This is a genomic window from Amycolatopsis sp. 3B14 (genome assembly GCF_050958625.1).
Taxonomy (GTDB): Bacteria; Actinomycetota; Actinomycetes; order Mycobacteriales; family Pseudonocardiaceae; genus Amycolatopsis_E; species Amycolatopsis_E thermoflava.
Window position 1 is genome coordinate 35467 of record NZ_JBHZEN010000020.1, and the last position, 17152, is coordinate 52618.

Here is a 17152-nt window from a genome sequence, read left to right on the forward strand (position 1 = left end):
CTCATTCGCCGATGACGGGCGGAGCCGTCAGCTCGTCGGTCCCGAACAGCTCGTTCGGGTCGTCACCCACCATGTACTTGTTCTGGTGCTCTTCGTCTTCCTCGCCCTCGCTGCGACCACCGCGGCCGCCCATGCCCGGCGCCCCGGCCATACCGGCGCGGCCCGCGCCACGGCCGGATCGCCCGCCCGCGCCACCGGCGCCCGCGCCACCAGCCCCGGCGCCCGTGCCCGCCGTCGCGCCCGTGCCGATCCCGGCGCCCGGCCCGAACCCGGCTCCGAACCCGGAAGCGCCGACACCACCGCCACCGGCCCCGGCGCCGCCCGCGCCGGCCCCGCCACCGGGGCCGAACCCGCTGGTGGAGGTCGGCGTGTAGCCCGCCGCCGTGGTCCCGTCGAAGGCCGGGTTGTACCCACCCGAACCGGTGCCCGGCGTGAAGCCGGCCGGGGTCGGGGTCTTCGGGACGGTCGCCGACGGGTTGGTGGAGTTGAACTGCGGCAGGTCACCGGTGCTCGCCGGCTTGAAGTCGCCCGGCATGCCCGACGCGCTGGGCATGTTCCCGGCGCCGCCGACCCCGCCGGGCACACCGCCCGGAACGCCGCCGCCGGAGAAGACGTTGCCCTGCCACGCGGTGTACTGCGGCATCCCGCCCGCGTTGTTCATGCTGGCCTGGTAGTAGGCGTTGAACGCGTCGACGTTCGCCTTGCCGCGCTGGTTGTACTGCTCGATCTGGTCGTCGACGTCGGACAACGGGTTGATGCCGTCGAGGAAGTTGCCGTCCGGCGGCTGCGCAGGCACCTCCTGGACCTTGGACTTCACGGTGTCGAAAGCCGTGGCCTGGTCGTTGAGGTAGGTGTGGCTCTTGCCGAGGTTCGTGGCCGAGTCCTGCAACCAGATGCCCAGCGGGTGCGCGCCTGCCTGCGCCTGACCGGATGCCATGCCCTTCCAGGCGTTGTCCATCAGGTCGTTGATCTGCTGGATGAGCCGCCCGCGCTCCTCGTGCACGCTCTTCAGGCTGTTCGCCGCGTTGGCGGCGGTCACCAGCGAGGTCGCGTTGCCCGGGCTGATCTGCTCCCAGATCTGCCGCGCGTCGATGGTGCGGCCGGCGATGTTCGCCTCGTGGTGTTCCGCCTCGGGCGTGCTCATCAGGCCGACGAGACCGCCGACGACCGCGCCGACGCCGGCGCCGACCGCCGTGCCGACACCCGGGACGACCGAGCCGACCGCCGCGCCGACGGCCGCGCCCGTCGCGACGCGCCCGACCGTGTAGTCGTCAACCATGGCTCCACCCCTCCTGCTGCCGAATCTGCATCACGCGTCCCCCTTCAGGTGCTGAACCATCGCGACGGCGACCTCTTCGACGATGGGACAAGGATTCGTGGCGTTGGGACCGACGAGGATGCTCGACGTGACCCCGACCGCCAGCTGGTCGGTGACGCCGACCCACAACGCGCACGAGCCGTTGGGCCGGAGGTCGGCGTTGTCCGCGTACACCGCCGGGTAGCCGGCGACGGTCGTCGGTTCGAAGTACTTCGACGCTCCCCTGGTGGCGTAGACCCCGGTCAGGCCGTTGTCCTGCACGGCGAGCGGCGAGATGAAGATCTTGTTGGCGTCGTGCGCGGCCGACTGCCACTGGCACCGCGAACCGGTCTGGCCCGGGATGACCTCGCCCGGGGTGGCGAGCCCGATGGCGCTCGCCTGGCCGTCCGACAGTCCCGCGCACGGGTTGCCGGTCAGCGCGTCGGCGGCCAGCGGGGCGGGCACCCGCAGCGACGGGTCGATCGACGGGGCGGTGCTCGGTGCGGCGGTGCCCCCGCTCGACGAGCAGCCGATGAGGAGTGCGGCGGCAGCCACGGTGGCGGCCGCCAGGCACGTGCGGATCATGCTCAGACTTCCCGGTACCGGCCCACCGACTGGTGCGTATCGGCCTCGTGCTCTTCGACGATGCCCGCGGCCTTCTCCAGCGCCGCGATGTAGTTCTGGACGTAGTCGACCATCCGCTGGTGCTGCAGCAGGAGGGTCTCGCCGGAGGCCTTGGCCGCCTTGTTGACGAAGTCGCCGCTGGCGAACTCCTTGCCGGGGGGCGCGACGCGTGCGACCGCCTGCGCGTTCGCCAGGTCCGTCTGGAGGTCGTCGCGCAGCTCTTTCCACTTGCTGATCACGCCGCGCACCTCGTCCGGGGAGAACTGGTACCCGCCCGGGCTGCCGTTGCCGCCCACTTGGATCGGTGCCGGTGGCGGCACCTCCGTGAGCCTGTCGGTCGGCTTCTCACCGGTCATCGCCAGGAACCCCCTACGTTCTCGCCGGTCCGCGTTGATCGCCCGGATTGGATGCTAGCGCAGGCCACCTGGTTCCGGGCTCGAACAGCAAAAACCGGGCAGGCCCCGCGACCTGCGGAAACCTGCCCGGTTCTCGGTTCGACGACCTACTGGCCCGCCTTCACCTCGAGGCGGACCGAGGCCTGCACCTCGGGGTGCAGGCGCGCGTTCACCGCGTGCTTGCCGACGGTCTTGATGTGCCCGTCGGTCTCCAGGACGCGCTTGTCGAGCAGCGGGCCGCCCGCCGCCTTGATCGCGTTCGCGATGTCGGCGGTGGTGACCGAGCCGAAGAGCTTCTTCGAGCCCTCGGCGGCCTTCGCGGTCAGCTCGACGGTGCCGAGACCCTCCAGCGCGGCCTTGACCTCACGAGCGTGGTCGAGGTCGCGGATGCGGCGGGACTCCTGCGCGCGACGGATGGTCTGCACGTTCTTCTCGGCGCCCTTGGTGGCCTGGATGGCGTAACCGCGGGGCAGCAGGAAGTTGCGCGCGTAGCCGTCCTTGACCTCGACGATGTCGCCGGGGCCGCCGAGGTTCGCCACGTCAGTGGTGAGGATGATCTTCGCCATGATGTGGTCCCTCCTCAGCGCGCGGTCGAGGTGTAGGGCAGCAGCGCCATCTCGCGGGAGTTCTTGACCGCGGTGGCGATGTCGCGCTGGTGCTGGCTGCAGTTGCCGGTCACCCGGCGGGCACGGATCTTGCCGCGGTCGGAGATGTACTTCCGCAGCAGGTTGGTGTCCTTGTAGTCGATGAGTTCCGGGTGGCCCTTCTGCTCGGCCTTGCAGAACACGCAGACCTTCTTCTTGGGCTTGCGGATGGGTGGCTTGGCCACGGTGATGCTCCTGGGAATTCAGTACGAGTGGTTGGTCAGAAGGGGGGCTCGTCGGCGAAACCGCCGCTGTCGCCCGCAGGCGGGGCGGAACCCCACGGGTCGTCGGCGGGGGCACCACCGCCGGTGTTCCCGCCGTAGCCGCCGCCACCGCCGCCGCTGCCGCGGCTGACCTTGTTCACCTTGGCGGTGGCGTAGCGCAGCGACGGACCGATCTCGTCGACCTCGAGCTCGACGACGGTCCGCTTCTCGCCTTCCTTGGTTTCGAACGACCGCTGCTTGAGGCGGCCCTGCACGACGACGCGGGCACCGCGCGTCAGGCTCTCCGCGACGTTCTCCGCCGCCTGCCGCCAGATGTTGCAGCGCAGGAACAGCGCCTCGCCGTCCTTCCACTCGCCGGACTGGCGGTCGAAGGTGCGCGGCGTGGACGCGACGGTGAAGTTCGCGACCGCGGCGCCGGACGGGGTGAACCGCAGCTCGGGGTCGGACGTCAGGTTGCCGACCACGGTGATGACGGTGTCTCCAGCCATGGGCTATCCGCCTCAGGCCTTCGCCGCGGCCTTGGCGGCCTTGCGCGGGACCGGCTTGCGGACGACCTTGGTGCGGAGCACGGTCTCCTGCAGCGACAGCTGCCGGTCGAGCTCCTTCACCGCGTCGGGCTCGCTGTTGAGGTCCAGCACCGCGTAGATGCCCTCGGCGTGCTTCTTGATCTCGTACGAGAGCCGGCGACGGCCCCACACGTCGACCTTCTCCACGCTTCCGCCGGACGTGCGGATGACGTTGAGGAACGTGTCCAGAGTCGGGGCGACCTTACGCTCGTCGAGCGTGGGGTCGAGGATGACCATCACCTCGTAATGGCGCGACACAACCACTCACCTCCTGTGGGCTTCACGGCCACGGGCTTTCCGTGGCAGGAGGGTTTGCCGGTTGTCCAGTCTAGGCCGTGCCCGCGGAGCGGCTCCGTTGAGGGTGGTGGTGGGAGACGGGTGGGCCTACGGGGTGGCTACGACAGTTTGCGCAGCACCCAGGTCCGCACCAGCGCGGCGCTCACCCCGGCCAGCGCGACGACCGCCAGGAGCATCGGCAGCTGGACGTTGCCCGTGGCCGGCTCGCCGCCGATCGCGCTGGCGTTGCCCGCGTTGCGCACGTCCGCCTGGCCGCCGGCCGAGGTGGACTGGCCGCCCAGCACGCCGACCTGCGGCAGCGCCTGGTCGGGCAGCGTGGCCGAGGACGGGTAGAGCGCGCTCGGCGGCACCGCGGCGCCTGCCACGCCGGGCACGGCCGCCGGGATGTTGCCGTAGTTGCGCGGCGGCGCGGTGGCCGAGCCGGTGCCCGAGATGCCCGGGACGGTCGTGGCCGCCGGGGTGCCGGGCGCGGGTGCGGTCGTGCCGGGCTGCGAGGAGGGGAGGCCGGGCTGGGTGTAGTTGTTCGCGTAGGTGGTCAGCCCGCAGTTGCCGGTGACCTTGTTCGTGATCGCGTCGAGGGTCTTCTTCTGCTGGTCGCCGCCGATGCCGAGGCCGACCGCGTACGGGTCGCCCGCGTTCTTCAGCGTGGTCGCGACGGCGGTGGCGATCGCGTCGCCCGCGATCGCGCCGCTGGCCGCGTTCGCCGGGATCTGGCCGACGGTGATCGCGCCGGCCTTGCTGACCGTGTCCGCCACCTTCTGCGGGTCCACGCCGTTGAGGTGCAGGAACCACTCCTGCTCCTGCGCGCCTGCCTTGACCACGCCCGCGAGGTCCTTGCCCTGCACCGCGACGCTGTCGCTGAGGGCGCCGATGACGGTGCCGGTGCATGCCTGCGACAGCACGGTGCTCGCCGACGCGGTGCCCGCGGACAGGAGCGAACCGCCGACGATGGCCGCGGCGACGGCGGTGGCGGTGAGCGCTCTACGGGTGGTCTTCATCAGGCCGGTGTTGCGCACGAGCGCGGACCTCCAGTGATCGCAGGCGTGTGTCCCCGGAAGGGATTAACGACGAGCGGACCCAAAGGATACTAAGCGGTAGCTCCGCGTAAGACCCACGAGCGTACGAGAGCGGCGCTGACACCCGATAGAGCGACAACGGCGATGAGCATCGGTAGCGCGACGTTGCCGCCGCCGCCCGAACCGCTCGGCAGCGCCTCGGCCTGGCCCGCGTTCTGCACCGCCTGGCCGGACTGCGCGGGCTGGCCGAGCGCGCCGTACTGGGGCGCGTAACCGGGGATCTGGCCGCCGTAGCGCAGGCCCGGCGAGGGCGCCCACAGCGCGGACACCGCGAACGGCAGGCCCGCGTAGTTGCGCATCGGCGCGTACGCGCTGCCCGAGCCGAACGGCAGGAAGTCGAAGGTGGACGGGTCGCCGGCCAGCACGGGGCTGGTCGACCCGGGGATCGCGGCCGGCGCGGCGCCCTCGGTGCGGCCGGGCGTGACTCCCGGCGGCGTCTGCTGGTTGCCGCCGCCCGGCGGGGTCTGCGGCTGCGGCTGGCTCCCGCCGCCCCCGCTGAGCGCCTTGCCCGTCTGGTCGACCGCGCCGGTCAGGCCGTTGGTGGTGCCCGCCACCGCGCCGTTGACCGCGCTCGCCGCCGGCGCCCCGACGACCGGCAGCGGTTCGACGACCGTGTCCACGACCTTGACGGTGATCTGGCACAGCCCGCCGAGCAGGCCGCCGACGATTGAGGTCAGCCCGTCGGTGACGGTCTTCAGGCCGAGCGGGGTCTTGATGACGTCGCCGGGCTTGGCCGTCACGGTGTCGCCGCACTGGGCGCTGATCGTCTCCGCGCTCGCGGTCGCGGGCAGAGCGAGCGAGACCGATCCGGCCAGTGCGAATGCGGCGGCGCCCACCGCGGCGGTCCTGCGTGTCCGACCCTGCATCTTCGTCCTCCAGCGCGTCGCTACTGGTTCCAACGAAGCTAGGGCAGGTGCGTGACGCCCGCACCCCGGAACGTGACCGTCAGGCGCGGCGCATCCAGGCGCGGGTCAGCGCGGCGGCCACGACCGCGAGCGCGAACACCGCGATGATCAGCGGCAACCGGGCGGGAGCCGCCGACGACGGCATCGCCTCGGCGGTGCCGGAGTTCTGCGTGACCAGCGGCGGCTGCGTCCCAGCCGGTGGGACGAGCCCTGGCGCAGCGGGCGGGACGACGCCGGGCTGGATCAGCGCCGACAGCGGTGGCGTCAGCGGGGCGATCCCGGACCCGGCAGGCAAGCCGCCGACGACGAACGACGCGGGCACGATCCCGCCGTTCGCGGCCGGGAGCGTGGGCGCCGGGGTCACGTCCTGGCCGGGCTGGGGTGCGCCGGGCGCGGGCTCGCCGGGGGCGGGTTGGCCGGGCGCGGGGCTGGACGGCGGGTCGAGCGGCTCACCGGAGACGACGCTCTGGGTGGCCGCGGACAGCGTGTTCACCGTGCCCTGCACGCCGGGGCACAGCTGCTCGGCCGCCAGGTCGCCGACGACGGGCGCGTCCCCGACACCCAGCGCCTTCGCCAGGTCCGCGACCGGCAGCGCCAGCAGCGGGTCGCGCTGGTCCGGGCCGGTTGGCGCGGGCTCGCTGCCGGTGCCGACGGTGAGCACACCGGGCCGGTCGAGCGGGGCGCCGACGTCGAGGGTGAGGGCATCGCCCGGCTCGTCCCGCAGGGTCGCCCCGCAGCTGCCGGCCAGCGCGGGATCGGCCTCCTCGGCGAACGCGCCCGGCGCGGCCAACGTGGCCGACAGCGCCAGCACGAACCCGGCCACCCCGGCACGGCGTGCGGTCTTCCCCATGAGTCCCCCTCACGTGTCACGGACCGCGCTCACGGTACTTCATAGCGTTCCCGAGGTTGGCGAGAACCGAGCCGATTCCGCCGGTAGCGTGGCCCCATGCAGATCGGTGCGCACGTCCGTGACGACGACCCGCTGACCGCGGCCGGGGAGCGCTCGGCCGACGTGGTGCAGTTCTTCCTGGCCGACCCCCAGGGCTGGAAGAAGCCCGTCGCCCAGCCGCCGCGGGCGGACATCGAGGCGGCCGGGGTGGAGGTGTTCATCCACTCCCCCTACATCGTCAACGTGGCCTCGCTGAACAACCGGATCCGCATCCCGTCGCGCAAGCTGGCCGCCCAGCACGCGGCCGCCGCGGCCGAGATCGGCGCGAAGGGCCTGATCGTGCACGGCGGTCACGTCGGCCGCGGCGAGGACGTCGCGGAGGGCCTGGCGAACTGGCGCAAGCTGTTCGAACGGCAGGCGGCCGACGGCGGTTTCGCGGTGCCGATCCTGATCGAGAACACCGCGGGCGGCGCCGGCGCGATGGCGCGCGAGATGGACGTGCTGGCGCGGCTGTGGGACGAGGTGGCCGAGTTCGGCGCCGGGTTCTGCCTGGACACCTGCCACGCGTTCGCCGCGGGCTGGGAGCTGGACGACGTGGTCGAGAAGGTCATGTCGATCACCGGCCGCATCGACCTGGTGCACCTGAACAACTCGCGCGACGAGTTCGGGTCCGGGCGGGACCACCACGCGAACGTGGTGCACGGCGGCGGCACGATCGACCCGGAGGCGCTGGTGGCCGTCGCGGCGGCCGCGGGCGCGCCCGTGGTGGTCGAGACCCCGGCCGACGGCCAGGCCGACGACATCGCCTACCTGCGGGAAAAGCTCGGCTGACCCGTCGCGGTGAGCACGGGCAGCTACCGGCAGCGGAAGGGCCAGGACCCGGCGCACTGGTTGCCCAGGGATCACCGCTGCGCCTACGCCGCGCTTAACGTGCAGGCCAAGGCGACCTACCGGCTCGCGGTGGACCACGCCGAGAAGACCGCGCTGTCCGGTGTGCTGTGGGGGCTGCTGACTCAGACCGCGTGCCGGGCCCGGCGCCGCGGGAGCACCACCACGTCGCGGGCCCGGTCCAGCACCCCGCCTGCCGGGTCGTCGTCGCCTGCGACGCGCACCAGGTCCTCGGCCGGGCGGTAGATCTCCCGCAGCACCAGCACGCACAGCCCGACCACGGCCAGGTCCCGCAGCGCGACGAACCCGAGGAACCAGTCCGGCGGCAGTCCCTTGTGGTCGGTGCCGAGGTAGTAGAACATCCGCGGCACCCACACCAGCGCGTCCAGCAGCATCCACCCGAGCAGCAGCCGCCACCGCGGAATCGCCAGCACCGCGAACGGCACCAGCCACAGCGAGTACTGCGGGCTCCACACCTTGTTGGTCAGCAGGAACGCGGCCACCACCAGGAAGCACAGCTGCGCCAGCCGCGGCCGCACCGGCGCGGACAGCCCGACGTAGGCGATCCCCGCGCAGCAGGCCAGGAACAGCGTGCCGCTGACGATGTTCAGCCAGGTCGGCGTCTGCCCGGCCGCGAGCGGGCCGTCGAAGCCGGCCCAGCCGGTGAAGTAGGAGATCACGTTGTAGATCGAGTCCGGGTCCATCCCGCGTTGCGCGTTGAGCCGGAAGAACTCCTGCCAGCCCGCGTTCAGCGTGAGCGCGATCGGCAGGTTCACGGCCAGCCAGGTGCCGACCGCGGCGCCGGCCGTGATCGCCCACGGGCGGAGCTTCCCGGCGCGGATGCACAGGATGAGCAGCGGTCCGAGCAGGAACAACGGGTACAGCTTCGCGGCCGCGCCGAGCCCGATCAGCAGCCCGGCGACCGCCGGTTTGCGCCGCGCCCACGCCAGCAGGCCGGTGGCGGCGAACGCGGTGGCCAGCGTGTCGAAGTTGGTGAACGCGTGCACCAGCACCAGCGGTGAGATCGCCGCAAGGCACGCGTCCCACGGTCGGCGGTTCGCGGTGCGGCCCACCGCCCACACCGTGACCAGCCAGGCCAGCGCGAGCCAGAACGCGGTGATGTTGAAGTAGATCGCCACCGGCAGCGCGCCGGGCAGCCAGCCGGTGTCGGAGATCGCCTTCCACGCTTGCGTGATCTTCGCGTTGGCCCACTGGAACAGCCCGGTCAGCACCGGGTACTCCATGTAGCGGACGTGCGCGTTCGCCGTGCCCGCGTCGTCGACCCAGCTCGTCCGGTACGGGAAGGTGCCGGGCTGGTCCAGCCGCTCGGCGCTGAACAGCGGGACGACGTCGCTGTAGCACATCGCGACGTACGGGCGGCCGGACCGCCAGTCCAGCTGGGTCTGCCCGTTCTCGTCGACGTACTGCTGGATGCAGCTGGCCTTGCCGAACCAGCACAGCATCAGCGCCAGCGTGGCCAGCGCCAGCCCGACCCGCTGCGGCGTCCAGAACCAGTGCCGCCCCACGGCCGCGTGCTCGCCGAGCGGACCGCCGATCGGTCTGCTCGCGGCCGCGACCAGCGGATCGGTCCGGGACGGCGCGACCCGCTGACCGGCGTCGAGTGACGCCGGCGCGGGTTCGGCCGAGGTGGTCTCGTCGGTCGGGCTGGACACCCGCGCGATGTTACGGCCTCCGGCGTGAGCCGGGGATCAGCCGTTGTCGCGGGTGTTCGTCGGCCCGAAGTCGTCGCCGCCGCCGGGGAACGTGAAGGTCGGCGTATTCCGGCGGCTCGATGTCGTGTCGGTCGACTCCGGGGTGCTCGGCGGAGCCGACGGCGGCGGCGACGACGGCGTGCTGGAGTTCGTCGTGCTCGGCCTGCTGGTCGACGGCTTCGTCGAGGACGAGGCGTCGTCGCTGGCGGTCGCGCTCTTGCCGATCGGCGACACCGTCGGGAACTTCTCGCTGGGCTTGCCCTTGAGGTAGTCGTTCATGAACTGCTGCCAGATCTTGGCAGGTAGACCGGTCGACGAGATCGCTTCGCCGTTCTTGTCGTGCAGCGGCTGGTTGCTGCCGGTGCCGACCCAGGCGGCCGCGGAGACCGACGGCGTGTACCCGACCATCCACACCTGCGAGTTGTCCTTCGAGGTGCCGCTGGCGTTGGCGCCGCTGGCGTCGTACTGCTGGGTACCGGTCTTGCCAGCGCACTCGTGGCCGCTCGGGCAGCTCAGCTTCGAGAACTCGATGACCGGCTTGAGCGCGTTGGTCACGTTGCCCGCGATCTGCTTGCTCTTGCTCGCGTCGCCGTCGGCGAACGCCGGCTTCGGGTTGCTCGACGGCTGGTACACGATGTCGCCGCCCGGTGTGGTCACCTTCTGCACGAAGTGCCGGTCCAGGTAGGTGCCGTTGTCGGCGATCGTCGCGTAGCCGGACGCCATGTCCAGCGGCGTGACCTCGGTCGTGCCACCACCGAGCGAGATGTTGTTGTCGACCGCCTTCAGCGAGGTGACCCCGGCCTCCTGGGCCGCGTCGGCCACCGCCTGCGGCCCGGTCACGTTGGCCACCATGTCGAAGAACACGGTGTTGGTCGAGCGCATGGTGGCCTCGGCGACCGTGCACTCCTTCGAGCAGCTGTTGGACGCGCCGGCGTTGTTGATGTAGCGCGGCTGCCCGTTGGGCAGCACGCCGAACTGGCGGTGGGTGCTGCCGTCGAACGTCTCGCCGAGCCCCTTGCCCATCTTCAGGAACGCGACGAGGTCGAACGTCTTGAACGACGAGCCGGGGTTGCGCTTGGTGTTGGCCCAGTCGCGCTGGTCGGCCTTGTTGTTCGGCCCGCCGTAGTAGGCGATCACACCCCTGGTCTTCGGGTCGACCGCGACCAGCGCCTCCTTGAGCGCGTCCGGCTGTCCCTGCATCACGTCGTTGACGGCCTTCTCGGCCAGCCGCTGCGCGTTGGGGTCGATCGTCGTGTAGACGTTGTAGCCGTTGGCCTGGATCTTCTCCTTGGAGTAACCCGCCGCTTCGAGTTCGGCCTCCACCTGGCCCTGGACGAACGCGTTCGGACCGGTGATCGCCTGCGGCTTGGTCTGGTCCTTCGGCAACGGCGCCGGGTACTGGGCGGACTGGCGGTCGGCCTCCGTGATCCACTTGTACTTGACCATCTGGTCCATCACGTAGTTCCAGCGCCAGGTGGTGTACTCGGCGTTCTCCGACTTGCCAGGACCCTGGATCATGCCGGCCAGCAGCGCCGCCTCGGACTGGGTCAGCTCCGCCGAGGTCTTGTTGAAGTACGCGTGCGCGGCCGCCTCGATGCCGTACGCGCCACGTCCGAAGTAGACGATGTTCAGGTAGGCCGTGATGATGTCCTCTTTGGACTGCGTTTGGTTCATCTTGAACGACTTGACCAGCTCGGTCGCCTTGCGGGTGAGCGTGGGCGCCTCGTTCTCGGTGGCCTTCTTGATGTACTGCTGGGAGATGGTCGAACCACCGCCGGAGCCGCCGGTCAGGTTGTTGTAGACCGCGCCGAGGATGCCCATCACGTCGAACCCGTTGTTGGTCTCGAACGTCGCGTCCTCGGCCGCGTACACGGCGTGCTTGACGGTTTCCGGGATCTGCCCCGGCTTGAGGATCTGGCGGTTCCCGCTGTCCGGGATCTCCTTGCCCATCACCGAGCCGTCGCTGTAGTAGTAGGTCACCACCTGGTCCTGCTGGGCCAGGACCTCCTCCGGCGTCGGCACGTCGACCAGGAAGTAGGCGATCGTGAACGCGATCGCGGGCAGCACCACGAACACGCCGAAGAAGGCGTACAGGGTGCGCCGGATGATCTTCCAGCGCCGCTTCTTGCGCTGCTTCGGCGTCAGGGCCGCCTTGCCCTTCTTCCCCTTCCCGGTCTCCTCGGGCGCGTCGTCCTCGGGGCCGGAGTCGTCCAGGGGCTCGTCGACGTAGTCGTCGTAGTCGTCGTGGTACCCGCCGGAGCGCAGCTCGGCGTGGGTGAGCAGGCCGGGCTCGGAGTCGCCCATGCCGGGACGGCGGCCGGCGGCGCCTGCGGCGGCACCGGCGCCGGCGCCTGCGGCGGCCGGGCCCGCGGGCGGGCGGTAGCGGCCGCGCATCGGCCGGTCGGCCGGGTTCTGCGGTCCACCGTTCTGCGGTCCACCGTTCTGGGGTCCACCTGTCTGGGGCCCGGGCGGCGGGCCGGGGCGGCGCGGCGGCGGAGGCATCCGGTTGCCCGCGGGCGGGACGCGGCGGGCGCCACGCGGGGCGTCCGGGTCCTGGCCGCCCGGCCAGCCGGGGCCACCGCCCTCGCCCGGCCACTGCGGGCCCTGCGGGCCACGGGCCTGCGGGCGCTGGGGAGGCGCGGGACGCCGCGGTGGTTCGTCACCGCTCGGCCAGGCCGGGCCGCCGCCCTCGCGCGGCCACTGGGCACGACGGGGTTCATCAGGCTCCTGACCAGGCCAGGAGCGATTGCGGTGGTCGTTCACGAGTGAGCCTCCCAGACCGGCGGTACACCGGGCGCCGTTCTGTGATCGAGTGCCAGCGCTGCGCTACGTCCCCTCACTGCCCGGCCGTCCTCCGGGACGGGCCGTGCGGGGTTCCGTTGCCCGAGACGTACGAACGCACCAGGTGGTTCCAGCGGCACGTCCGGCACACCTCCACCACATGGACGTTGAACTCCCCGACCAGGTTGGCCAGGCGGGCCAGTTCCGTCGGTGTCCTTGCCGAGCCGGAGACGTGCTTGAGCTGTTCCCCGAACACCCAGGACACGTTCGTCAGGCCGTCCTTCCCGCACAGCGGGCAGGGGGCCTCGCTCGGTTCGCCGTGGAACCGGGCAGCTCTGAGCAGGTACGGATCGGCGTCGCAGACGTCGCGCGTGCCGACACGACCGGAGCGGACGCCTGCCAGCAGCGCACGGCGCTGCAGGGCGTAGTCCACCACCTGTCGCTGGTTCTGCACGGTGACAGAGTACGTGGCCGCCGTGTGTCCGCCATGAGCTGTGCGGACTAACGGTCTGGACCGCGTGCGCGACACGCCGACCCTTCCATAACGCTCTGGTGAACATCACGGGTGTGGTTCAGGCCGCATTGGGTGATCATTGGTGTTGGCTACACCACTTCGATGTATCGGCCCGATATAATTCGGCGTTAGGTTGCCGGAGTGTCGTGGAAGTCCTCGAAAGGGGGTGCACCGTGCTGGAGTTCGCCATCCTGGGGCTGCTGCACGAGGCACCGATGCACGGCTACGTGCTGCGCAAACGGCTGCACGACACGCTCGGCATGTTCCGCACCTTCTCGTACGGCTCGCTGTACCCGACTTTGCGCCGGTTGCAGCGGGCGGGGTTCATCGAAGAGGCCGACAGTGACGTCGGGGGAGCCGGCGAGCCCGTCAAGGGCTGGGGCCGGCGGGCTCGGACGGTGTACAAGCTCACAGCGGAGGGTAAGGAGCACTTCGCGAAGCTGCTCGTCGACGCCGGGCCGCAGACCTGGGAGGACGAAGGGTTCGGGGTCCACCTGGCCTTCTTCTCCCGGACACCGGCCGATGTCAGGATGCGGATCCTGGAGGGCAGGCGCCGCCGGGTCGAGGAACGCCGTGAAGGACTCCGGGCGGCGCTCGCCCGGGCCGAGGAGAAGATCGACCGGTACACGCGTGAGCTGCACCGCCTGGGGCTGGAGAGCAGCGAGCGCGAGGTGCGCTGGCTGAACGAACTGATCGCGCACGAGCAGGACGAGCAGAACCGCGGGCTTCAGAGCTGAGACCGCATCCGAAATCGGCAAGACATCACTGAACGAAGGAGAAACCGGCATGGGCGACAACAGCGGCCGCGTACGGGTGGCCATCGTTGGCGTCGGAAACTGTGCGGCGTCGCTGGTGCAGGGGGTGCACTACTACCGCGACGCCGACCCGGCCTCGCGGGTGCCCGGCCTGATGCACGTGCGGTTCGGCCAGTACCACGTCGGTGACGTGGAGTTCGTGGCCGCGTTCGACGTCGACGCCAAGAAGGTCGGCCAGGACCTGTCGTCCGCGATCCTCGCCAGCGAGAACAACACGATCAAGATCACCGACGTGCCGCCGCTCGGTGTGCCGGTCCTGCGCGGCCCCACGATGGACGGTCTCGGCCGCTTCTACCAGGAGACCATCGAGGAGTCCGACGAGGAGCCGGTCGACGTCGTCGCCGCGCTGCGCGAGGCCCAGGTCGACGTGCTGGTCTCGTACCTGCCGGTCGGGTCGGAGGAGGCCCAGAAGTTCTACGCCCAGTGCGCCATCGATGCCGGCGTGGCCTTCGTCAACGCGATCCCGGTGTTCATCGCCTCGAACCCGGAGTGGGCGCAGAAGTTCACCGACGCGGGTGTCCCGATCGTCGGTGACGACATCAAGTCCCAGGTCGGCGCCACCATCACGCACCGCGTGCTGGCGAAGCTGTTCGAGGACCGCGGGGTCCAGCTCGACCGCACCATGCAGCTGAACGTGGGCGGCAACATGGACTTCAAGAACATGAAGGAACTGGAGCGCCTGGAGTCCAAGAAGGTCTCCAAGACCCAGGCCGTCACCTCACAGATCGACCGCGACCTCGGCAAGGCCAACGTCCACGTCGGTCCGTCGGACTACGTGCAGTGGCTGGAAGACCGCAAGTGGGCCTACGTCCGGCTGGAGGGCCGCGCGTTCGGTGACGTGCCGCTGAACCTGGAGTACAAGCTCGAGGTGTGGGACTCGCCGAACTCGGCGGGCATCATCATCGACGCGGTGCGCGCCGCGAAGATCGCCCTCGACCGCGGTGTCGGCGGCCCGCTGCTGTCCGCGTCGTCCTACTTCATGAAGTCGCCGCCGGAGCAGTACGACGACTCGACCGCGCGGGACGCGGTGGAGAAGTTCATCACCGGCGACATCGAGCGCTGACTGCCGAGGGCCCGGTCCTGGACCGGGCCCTTGTTCATCCCCGGAGCGCGGCGGGCAGGTCCGCGACGGTGTCCAGCACTCGGTGGACCTGCGCCAGCACGGCCGGATCCGGCGGGAAGTGCGGGTTGGGCACGGCGTAGACGGTCATGCCCGCGGCCAGCGCCGCCTTGAGCCCGTTTGTGGTGTCCTCGACGGCAGCGCACCGCGCGGGGTCCTTGCCCAGCCTGCGCGCGGCTTCGAGGTACACGTCCGGCGCCGGCTTGCCCGCGGCGACCTGCTCGCTGGACAGCGCCACCTCCACCAGCCCGGTCAGGCCGGTGGCCTCCAGGAACGCCTGGATCAGCACCGGCGGCGACGAGCTGGCGATGGCCACCGGGTACCGCTCGCCGACCGCGTGCACGGCCGCCGCGGCGCCGGGCAGCACGGGTGGCCCGCCCGCGTAGCGCTGGGCCATCTGGTCGATCACGACCTGGGCGATCCGGTCCGGCGTGAGCCGCGCGCCCAGGTGTTCGACCAGGTAGCGCGCCCATTCCGGGGTGCTCATCCCCTGCATCGCCCTGGTCGCCGTGGCCGTCCAGCTGCCACCGTGGTCGGCGACCACCGCCCGGCGGACCTCGTCCCAGGTCTGCTCGGAGTCCACGAGCACCCCGTCGAGGTCGAAAACCACCGCGTCCATGCTCGTGACCGTACCTACTCGTCCGCCGCGAGGCGCAGGATCGGGTCGAGCAGGCCGGGGAAGCGTTCGCCCAGGTCGTCGCGGCGGACCCGGATCCGCCGGTGCCTGCCGTCCACCGTCATGGTGATCACCCCCGCCTCCCGCAGGATCCGCCAGTGGTTGGTCAGGGTGGACATCGGCACGTCCAGGCCGTCCGCCAGCACGGCGCAGGTCGATCCCGGGCTGCCGGAGGCGCGCCGCACCAGTTCGAGCCGCACCGGGTCGCCGAGCGCGTGCAGGACCGGTGCGAGTGTCAGCGACTCGCGTTCGGGGTGGGGTAGCGATCGCATGCGGCGAGGGTAGCAAATAGTTCGACACTTCGGGATTGCCGAACTATTGTCCGTCCGCATGACGAAGATCGGAACGCGCGCCGGGAGCCGGGCGGCGCTGCTCACGCTGACCTGCCTCGGCCAGTTCATGGTGCTGCTCGACAGCACCATCGTCGGCGCGGCGCTGCCCGACATGCAGGAGCGTTTGCACGTCGGGATCAGCGGGCTGCAGTGGATCGTCGACGCCTACGTGCTGCTGGTCGCCATGCTGTTGCTGTCCGGCGGGGTGTTCGCCGACCGGTTCGGCCGCAAGCGCGTGTTCCTCGCCGGGGTGGCGGTGTTCACGGCCGCGTCCGTGGTGTGTGCCGTCGCGCCGTCGATCGGCTGGCTGATCGCCGGGCGGGTGGTGCAGGGCATCGGCGCGGCGGCGTTGAGCCCCGCCGCGCTGGCCCTGCTCAGCGCCGCGTACCCGGTTCCGGCCGAGCGGGTCAGGGCGATCGGGCTGTGGGCCGGGCTCAGCGGGATCGGGCTGGCGGCCGGGCCGCTGGCGGGCGGTGTCCTGGTCGAGGCCTTCGCCTGGCCGTCGATCTTCCTGGTGAACCTGCCCGTCGGTGTGGCCCTGCTGGTGGCCGGCCTGCGTGTCCTGGGCGAGTCGCGCAACCCGGACGCGCCCGCGATCGACGTCCCGGGCACGGTGTTGTCGGTGGTGGGCGTTGGTGCGCTGACCTACGGCCTGATCGAGGGTGGGTCGCGCGGCTGGACCTCGCCGGTGATCCTGGGCAGTTTCGCCGTGGCGGTGGTGGTGCTCGCCGGGTTCGTCGCCGTGGAGGCTCGCCGCGCGGCGCCGGTGCTGCCGTTGCGGCTGTTCCGGGAGCGGTTGTTCACGGTGTCGAACACGGCCATGGTCGTGGTGGGTTTCGCGTTGATGGGCTCGTCGTTCTTCTTCTCGCAGTTCTTCGTGCAGGTCCAGGGCAGCTCGATCCTCGTCGCCGGGTTGCGGACGCTGCCCGCGTCGCTCGGCATGGTGGTGGTGAGCCCGTTCGCGGGCAGGCTCGCGGCGCGGCACGGGTTCCGAATCGTGGTCACCAGTGGCCTGGTGCTGGCCGGGGTGGGCCTGCTGGTGCTCGGGTTCGTGGACGCGGACACCGGCTACGGCAACGTGTGGTGGCGGCTCGCGGTGGTCGGCGTCGGGTTCGCGCTGGCGATGTCGCCGCTGACCGGGGCCGCGATCCAGGCGGTGAGCCCGCGGGAGGGCGGGCTGGCGTCCGGGATCAGCAGCACGACCAGGCAGATCGGGGCGGTGCTCGGTGTGGCGGTGCTGGGCGCGGTCGTGCAGACCGGGGTCGGCCTCGGCAGCGCGTTCGTGGTGGCCGGGGCGGTCACGTTGGCAGGCGCCGCGCTGACCGGGCTGTGGTTGACCAAGTCGCTGTGAGCCGAACAACTTAGACAACCTAAGCAATAAAGATTAGGATAGCTAA

General features: G+C 71.1%; 19 protein-coding genes. 4 read left to right on the forward strand and 15 right to left on the reverse strand.

Annotated features, from left to right (window positions below; all coding sequences use genetic code 11):
* Position 1 precedes the first annotated feature (1 nt).
* The 10 genes from ACCP09_RS10385 to ACCP09_RS10430 form a co-directional block, all read right to left on the reverse strand.
* Positions 2-1279: a glycine zipper domain-containing protein gene (locus ACCP09_RS10385; RefSeq protein WP_433745345.1), complete on the reverse strand. Its 1278-nt coding sequence runs from the start codon at positions 1277-1279 to the stop codon at positions 2-4.
* 30 nt (positions 1280-1309) lie between these two features.
* Positions 1310-1882: a DUF3558 domain-containing protein gene (locus tag ACCP09_RS10390; RefSeq protein ID WP_433745348.1), complete on the reverse strand. Its 573-nt coding sequence runs from the start codon at positions 1880-1882 to the stop codon at positions 1310-1312.
* Positions 1883-1884: 2 nt separating this feature from the next.
* Entirely contained in the window at positions 1885-2277 is a 393-nt protein-coding gene (locus tag ACCP09_RS10395; RefSeq protein ID WP_123684393.1) for a hypothetical protein, read from the reverse strand.
* A 146-nt stretch (positions 2278-2423) separates the two neighbouring features.
* Complete coding sequence (gene rplI, locus ACCP09_RS10400) at positions 2424-2882, reverse strand: 50S ribosomal protein L9 (protein WP_017985889.1); 459 nt, start codon at positions 2880-2882, stop codon at positions 2424-2426.
* A 14-nt stretch (positions 2883-2896) separates the two neighbouring features.
* A complete protein-coding gene (gene rpsR / locus ACCP09_RS10405) occupies positions 2897-3145 on the reverse strand; it encodes a 30S ribosomal protein S18 (RefSeq protein ID WP_020423407.1) in 249 nt (82 codons plus the stop codon).
* A 35-nt stretch (positions 3146-3180) separates the two neighbouring features.
* Complete coding sequence (locus ACCP09_RS10410; protein ID WP_017985887.1) at positions 3181-3672, reverse strand: single-stranded DNA-binding protein; 492 nt, start codon at positions 3670-3672, stop codon at positions 3181-3183.
* A gap of 12 nt (positions 3673-3684) precedes the next feature.
* Positions 3685-4008, reverse strand: a complete 324-nt coding sequence (rpsF, locus tag ACCP09_RS10415; protein WP_020423406.1) for a 30S ribosomal protein S6 — start codon at positions 4006-4008, stop codon at positions 3685-3687.
* Between the two features lie 137 nt (positions 4009-4145).
* Positions 4146-5063 carry a hypothetical protein gene (locus ACCP09_RS10420; protein ID WP_027933231.1) on the reverse strand — a complete coding sequence of 306 codons (918 nt, stop codon included), beginning with the start codon at positions 5061-5063 and terminating at the stop codon, positions 4146-4148.
* Positions 5064-5134: 71 nt separating this feature from the next.
* Positions 5135-5959 (reverse strand): hypothetical protein, encoded by an 825-nt coding sequence (locus tag ACCP09_RS10425; RefSeq protein WP_123684394.1) that lies wholly within the window; start codon positions 5957-5959, stop codon positions 5135-5137.
* A gap of 109 nt (positions 5960-6068) precedes the next feature.
* Positions 6069-6878 (reverse strand): hypothetical protein, encoded by an 810-nt coding sequence (locus ACCP09_RS10430; RefSeq protein ID WP_433745355.1) that lies wholly within the window; start codon positions 6876-6878, stop codon positions 6069-6071.
* 96 nt (positions 6879-6974) lie between these two features.
* Between ACCP09_RS10430 and ACCP09_RS10435 the strand changes: the two genes are divergently transcribed.
* The gene (locus ACCP09_RS10435) at positions 6975-7748 is read left to right on the forward strand and encodes a deoxyribonuclease IV (RefSeq protein ID WP_027933234.1); all 774 of its coding nucleotides are present in this window, start codon (positions 6975-6977) and stop codon (positions 7746-7748) included.
* Between the two features lie 182 nt (positions 7749-7930).
* Here ACCP09_RS10435 and ACCP09_RS10440 read toward each other — a convergent pair whose 3' ends face one another.
* The 3 genes from ACCP09_RS10440 to ACCP09_RS10450 form a co-directional block, all read right to left on the reverse strand.
* Positions 7931-9478, reverse strand: coding sequence for a glycosyltransferase family 87 protein (locus tag ACCP09_RS10440; protein ID WP_378362253.1), 1548 nt, complete (start codon positions 9476-9478; stop codon positions 7931-7933).
* 36 nt (positions 9479-9514) lie between these two features.
* A complete protein-coding gene (locus ACCP09_RS10445) occupies positions 9515-11911 on the reverse strand; it encodes a transglycosylase domain-containing protein (protein ID WP_433745360.1) in 2397 nt (798 codons plus the stop codon).
* A gap of 442 nt (positions 11912-12353) precedes the next feature.
* On the reverse strand, positions 12354-12752 hold the full coding sequence (locus tag ACCP09_RS10450; protein ID WP_027933235.1) for a DUF5318 family protein: 399 nt from the start codon (positions 12750-12752) through the stop codon (positions 12354-12356).
* 233 nt (positions 12753-12985) lie between these two features.
* On the opposite strand from ACCP09_RS10450, the gene ACCP09_RS10455 reads away from it, so the two are divergent.
* Positions 12986-13549, forward strand: coding sequence for a PadR family transcriptional regulator (locus ACCP09_RS10455; RefSeq protein ID WP_017985876.1), 564 nt, complete (start codon positions 12986-12988; stop codon positions 13547-13549).
* Between the two features lie 49 nt (positions 13550-13598).
* Entirely contained in the window at positions 13599-14690 is a 1092-nt protein-coding gene (locus tag ACCP09_RS10460; protein WP_027933236.1) for an inositol-3-phosphate synthase, read from the forward strand.
* A 34-nt stretch (positions 14691-14724) separates the two neighbouring features.
* Here the strand turns inward: ACCP09_RS10460 and ACCP09_RS10465 are convergent, their stop codons facing one another.
* Positions 14725-15366 (reverse strand): HAD family hydrolase, encoded by a 642-nt coding sequence (locus ACCP09_RS10465; protein ID WP_027933237.1) that lies wholly within the window; start codon positions 15364-15366, stop codon positions 14725-14727.
* Positions 15367-15380: 14 nt separating this feature from the next.
* A complete protein-coding gene (locus ACCP09_RS10470) occupies positions 15381-15695 on the reverse strand; it encodes an ArsR/SmtB family transcription factor (protein ID WP_027933238.1) in 315 nt (104 codons plus the stop codon).
* Between the two features lie 58 nt (positions 15696-15753).
* Here ACCP09_RS10470 and ACCP09_RS10475 point away from each other — a divergent pair, with 58 nt between their 5' ends.
* Positions 15754-17106 carry a DHA2 family efflux MFS transporter permease subunit gene (locus tag ACCP09_RS10475; protein ID WP_123684398.1) on the forward strand — a complete coding sequence of 451 codons (1353 nt, stop codon included), beginning with the start codon at positions 15754-15756 and terminating at the stop codon, positions 17104-17106.
* Positions 17107-17152 lie beyond the last annotated feature (46 nt).